General features: G+C 56.0%; 2 rRNA genes. Both read left to right on the forward strand.

What is annotated here, in order from left to right:
* A 23S ribosomal RNA gene (locus C2L59_RS46285) occupies nucleotides 1-2868 on the forward strand; the annotation flags it as partial.
* 72 nt (nucleotides 2869-2940) lie between these two features.
* A 5S ribosomal RNA gene (gene rrf / locus C2L59_RS46290) occupies nucleotides 2941-3057 on the forward strand.
* Nucleotide 3058: the final 1 nt, after the last annotated feature.

Genomic DNA, 3058 nt, shown 5'->3' on the forward strand with positions numbered 1-3058 from the left:
GAAAGCGGAAGAGGCTAAACCTCGCACATGTCAAGCTGTCAGGCGTTGTGTGCGTGGTGTTGTGGGACCCACCTTGAAGAGACTGACATTTCTTCGGGTTGTTTGTGCTGGTTAGTGGAACCGCTTGGGATGGCGGGCCGGAGTGGGTGAGAGCCCCGTACGCGAAAACCAGTTTCAAGGACCTTGGTGGTGTTCCCGAGTAGCAGCGAGCTCGTGGAATTTGCTGTGAATCTGCCGGGACCACCCGGTAAGCCTAAATACTTCCTGAAGACCGATAGCGGACGAGTACCGTGAGGGAAAGATGAAAAGTACCCCGGGAGGGGAGTGAAAGAGTACCTGAAACCGTGTGCCTACAAGCCGTCAGAGCCTACTTGTTGGGTGATGGCGTGCCTTTTGAAGAATGAGCCTGCGAGTTAGTGCTGCGTGGCGAGGTTAACCCGTGTGGGGTAGCCGTAGCGAAAGCGAGTCTGAATAGGGCGCCTATAGTCGCGTGGTCTAGACCCGAAGCGGAGTGATCTACCCATGGCCAGGGTGAAGCGACGGTAAGACGTCGTGGAGGCCCGAACCCACTTAGGTTGAAAACTGAGGGGATGAGCTGTGGGTAGGGGTGAAAGGCCAATCAAACTCCGTGATAGCTGGTTCTCCCCGAAATGCATTTAGGTGCAGCGTCGTATGTTTCTCCACGGGGGTAGAGCTACTGGATGGTCTAGGGGCCTTACCGGGTTACCGAAATCAACCAAACTCCGAATACCGTGGTGTTAGAGTACGGCAGTGAGACGGCGGGGGATAAGCTTCGTCGTCGAGAGGGAAACAGCCCAGAACACCAGCTAAGGCCCCTAAGTGTGTGCTCAGTGGGAAAGGATGTGGGATTGCCCAGACAACCAGGAGGTTGGCTTAGAAGCAGCCACCCTTGAAAGAGTGCGTAATAGCTCACTGGTCAAGTGGTCCTGCGCCGACAATGTAGCGGGGCTTAAGCACACCGCCGAAGCTGTGTCATTGACACATGTGATCCATGCGAGCCCTTGAGGTTTGTGTGTAGTCGTGTTGATGGGTAGGGGAGCGTCCTGCACCCAGGGAAGCCGTGGCGGAAGCTAGCGGTGGAGGGTGTGGGAGTGAGAATGCAGGCATGAGTAGCGAATGCAGAGTGAGAAACTCTGCCGCCGGATGACCAAGGGTTCCTGGGCCAGGCTAATCCGCCCAGGGTAAGTCGGGACCTAAGGCGAGGCCGACAGGCGTAGTCGATGGACAACGGGTTGATATTCCCGTACCCGAGCATGTGCGCCCATGACGAGGCGTTTGATACTAACCACCCAAAGCCATCGCTTGAAGCCTTCGGGTGGATGGTGGTGTGTGGAGCGTGGGACCTGATTTCGTAGTAGTCAAGCGATGGGGTGACGCAGGAAGGTAGCTCCGCCAGGCGATGGTTGTCCTGGTGTAAGCGTGTAGGCCGAGTGGTAGGCAAATCCGTCACTCGTGAAGGCTGAGACGTGATGCGTAGCCGTTTGAGGCGAAGTAGAGTGATCCTATGCTGCCGAGAAAAGCCTCTAGTGAGTGCATGCACGGCCCGTACCCCAAACCAACACAGGTGGTCAGGTAGAGAATACCAAGGCGATCGGGTGAACTGTGGTTAAGGAACTCGGCAAAATGCCCCCGTAACTTCGGGAGAAGGGGGGCCAAACATCCTGAAGCCCTTCGCGGGCTAGGGGTGGGTGGCCGCAGAGACCAGCGGAAAGCGACTGTTTACTAAAAACACAGGTCCATGCGAAGTCGCAAGACGATGTATATGGACTGACGCCTGCCCGGTGCTGGAACGTTAAGAGGACCGGTTAGCCAGCAATGGCGAAGCTGAGAATTTAAGCGCCAGTAAACGGCGGTGGTAACTATAACCATCCTAAGGTAGCGAAATTCCTTGTCGGGTAAGTTCCGACCTGCACGAATGGCGTAACGACTTTCCGGCTGTCTCAACCACAGGCCCGGCGAAATTGCACTACGAGTAAAGATGCTCGTTACGCGCGGCAGGACGGAAAGACCCCGGGACCTTTACTATAGTTTGGTATTGGTTTTCGGTTCGGCTTGTGTAGGATAGGTGGGAGACTGTGAAGTGGTCACGCTAGTGGCTGTGGAGTCGTTGTTGAAATACCACTCTGGTCGAATTGGGAATCTGAACCTCGGGCCATGATCTGGTTCAGGGACAGTGCCTGATGGGTAGTTTAACTGGGGCGGTTGCCTCCTAAAGAGTAACGGAGGCGCCCAAAGGTTCCCTCAGCCTGGTTGGCAATCAGGTGTTGAGTGCAAGTGCACAAGGGAGCTTGACTGTGAGACAGACATGTCGAGCAGGGACGAAAGTCGGGACTAGTGATCCGGCACCTCCTGGTGGAAGGGGTGTCGCTCAACGGATAAAAGGTACCCCGGGGATAACAGGCTGATCTTGCCCAAGAGTCCATATCGACGGCATGGTTTGGCACCTCGATGTCGGCTCGTCGCATCCTGGGGCCGGAGTAGGTCCCAAGGGTTGGGCTGTTCGCCCATTAAAGCGGCACGCGAGCTGGGTTTAGAACGTCGTGAGACAGTTCGGTCCCTATCCGCCGCGCGCGTAGGATACTTGAGGAAGGCTGTCCCTAGTACGAGAGGACCGGGACGGACGAACCTCTGGTGTGCCAGTTGTTCTGCCAAGGGCATGGCTGGTTGGCCACGTTCGGAAGGGATAACCGCTGAAGGCATCTAAGCGGGAAGCCTGTTCCAAGATGAGGTATCCCACCCTTTGTGGGTTAAGGCCCCCAACAGACCATTGGGTTGATAGGCCAGAAATGGAAGCACAGTAATGTGTTGTCGAGTTGACTGGTACTAATAGGCCGAGGACTTGTCTACGAAGATGTTGCGCATCCACTCTACGGTTCTGAAACACCACGCCGGTGAACGGTGTGTGTTGTTTCGGAGTGTTTCGGTGGTTTTAGCGTCAGGGAAACGCCCGGTCCCATTCCGAACCCGGAAGCTAAGCCTGACAGCGCCGATGGTACTGCAACCGAAGGGTTGTGGGAGAGTAGGACACCGCCGAACT

The sequence above is a fragment of the Amycolatopsis sp. CA-128772 genome (assembly GCF_002904295.1).
GTDB lineage: Bacteria > Actinomycetota > Actinomycetes > Mycobacteriales > Pseudonocardiaceae > Amycolatopsis.